A 1477-nucleotide genomic window follows, 5' to 3' on the forward strand; every position below is an offset into this window, starting at 1 on the left:
CCCTGAGGTCGACTGCCTACGAGGTGAGGTATAGGGGTCTAAACGAGAGAGTAGGGCTCGGCGGCGTACGCGTCAAGGGGTCTAAACTCGTGGCGTGTCATCCACGGACGAGTTCGCTGACGTGCGGCGTGATCCTGACCCGATCCGCCGTGGTCGTCGCGCGACCGAGCTGCTCGCTCTCTATCAGCAGCGCTCGACGGAACTTGCACGCCTGCGCCGCGAGGCGCTGGAGGAGGCGCACCGGGATCTCGGACTGCCGTACAGCCAGATCGCTACCTCTCTGGGAATCACGAAGGGCCGTGTCACGCAGATCCGGTCGACCGCGCCGGCTCCGGCACGTGCGCTGTTCGGCGTCGGACCGGTCACGATCGTGACTCCCTACCGCTACCAGGTGACCGACCGTGAGCGTCCGCTCCTTGCGGCCGAGGACGTGGCCGCAGGCGAGGCAGCGAAGCAACTCCTTGAGTCCTTCGACTTTGTCACGCGCTCGGCACAGGTCGGGCCGGACGACACCGAGCTTCCGAGTGGTGACCTCTTCGTCATCTGTGGACCGAAGTCGTCGCACGCCGTCATGCCGCTGCTCGACACCGATCCCCGCCTCACCATCGCGCACGATGAAGACGGTTGGTACATCAAGGACCGCCAGTCGCAGGTACGCCACCACTCGCCGAGCGACACAGCACGCGAAAGCGTCGACCTGGCCTACGTTGCGCGGCGTGGTGAGGCGGGCCGGACGATCACTCATGTAGCAGGGCTTCATGCGATCGGCTCTTTAGGAGCGGTCGAGTACCTGACCGCCAACGCCGCAGAGCTCTACAGCGACGCCGCAGGCCACGACTTCTCGCTCCTGGTCGAGAGCGGCTACGACGGCTTCGCAATCACGAGCACCACAGCGATCGGTGACACGCTGTGGTGGGAAAGCTGATGCGTGTCGAAGCGGCGATGCTCCCCGACGCCAGCTCGTCACAGGACCGCATCTTCATGACCCGGAACGCCGTGATCGTCCTTGATGGGGCTTCGGCCTTCGTACCGGTCGAGGTGTCGCCGTCGGCATACGTCGACACGCTCGGGAGCTTCCTCGTCGAGGGCCTCACCACGGAACCTCGTACTCGGCTCACAGATCTCCTCGCACACGGGATCGAGGAATCGGCCTCGCACCTCGATCTCCGCCCTGGCGCCTCGCCGTCGAGCACTGTCGCAATCGCGCGCAAGAACGAAAATGGCGTTGACCTGCTCATACTAGGGGACAGTAAAATTGCGACACCCCAGAGTGTTTACGTCGACGACCGGATCTCTCGCTTCGCTCTGAAGCAGCGGGCGGCATACCGAGCACGCCTCGCTGCGGGAAGCGGGTATGACGAGACTCACCGAGAACTCTTGATGGCGCTTCAGAGCGAACAGTCGCGGCACCGAAACGTCGCAGGGGGTTATTGGATTGCAGAAGCCGACCCCGCTGCGGCACATCATGCGATGGCGC

General features: G+C 64.3%; 2 protein-coding genes. Both read left to right on the forward strand.

Annotated elements, in window-relative coordinates:
• The first annotated feature begins 94 nt into the window (after nucleotides 1-94).
• The gene (locus ACFU8V_RS16515) at nucleotides 95-925 is read left to right on the forward strand and encodes a hypothetical protein (protein WP_378872854.1); all 831 of its coding nucleotides are present in this window, start codon (nucleotides 95-97) and stop codon (nucleotides 923-925) included.
• On the forward strand, nucleotides 925-1477 hold a 553-nt coding region (locus ACFU8V_RS16520), incomplete at its 3' end, for a hypothetical protein (RefSeq protein ID WP_378872857.1). The genes ACFU8V_RS16515 and ACFU8V_RS16520, both read left to right, overlap by 1 nt.

It is taken from the genome of Microbacterium sp. NPDC057658 (assembly GCF_042799975.1).
Lineage (GTDB): Bacteria > Actinomycetota > Actinomycetes > Actinomycetales > Microbacteriaceae > Microbacterium.